Raw genomic sequence first — 879 nt, forward strand, 5'->3', positions numbered from 1 at the left:
CGATATTCTATATCCGTGCAGGTCAAGACACTATTTCGAGGAGTACAGCCGGACACTGTGTCCTGTGAAAGCGACATTTCGAGTTGTAGCACAAAACATCCAACCGTCGTCGCAGTACCTCATGCTCCTGATGTCGATGACCCTTGACATCTGAAAGGTTACGACGAAAACGCAACCAGAGAAATGAGCACACCACCGTCCGACTTACGCAGAATGCGTCAATCTTGTGTTTAACGCGAGGATGTGAATCTCGCTTGTGATGATGACGAGGAAGTCTGTGGAGGATATCGGTAATACCAATACCCTCCACAGACTATTTGGTTAAGGATATATCGTTGGATATATCTAATTCTCCGGAGTATTATTATCCTGATTTTGCGTGTTCAGGGCTATTCTTATCAAAATAAGAGCAACAAAACAAGCAAATGATGCTCTGAGAATGTTGTTTTCAAGAAGCGCTTCCTTTAGGGGCATCCCGAGTGCGTAGAAAAGCAAAACAGAACATGCACCCAGTATCGGAATTGGGATAATAATCCACCACGAAATATTCTTTCTAGAAACAGGACGCTGCGGCACCGCTCATCCCCCCTCCAATGACTCCAATTATGGCGCCTCCGACTCCGCCTGCTACATTGCCTATACCAGGAAATACGGTTCCGACACCCACTCCGGCAGCGCCTAGGCTACCTCCACCTAGGATAGCACCACCACCGGTTCCTAGAATGCATTTCCAGACATCCCTGTCCTGGTACACCAAAACCGTGCGAATTTCTATACCAGATTGATTTTTTTGGTATATTACACGTACCGGCAATCCGTTTTTGTCGGTTGCGGTGGTGGGCAGTTTTTCGGTGATGCCGTTTTGTGTAACTGTCAGGG

The 879-nt window shown here is 47.1% G+C and carries 1 pseudogene; it reads right to left on the reverse strand.

What is annotated here, in order from left to right:
- Window positions 1-553: 553 nt before the first annotated feature.
- Window positions 554-879, reverse strand: a pseudogene (locus HMPREF0577_RS11710) (hypothetical protein); the annotation flags it as partial.

Source organism: Mobiluncus mulieris ATCC 35243 (genome assembly GCF_000160615.1).
GTDB lineage: Bacteria > Actinomycetota > Actinomycetes > Actinomycetales > Actinomycetaceae > Mobiluncus > Mobiluncus mulieris.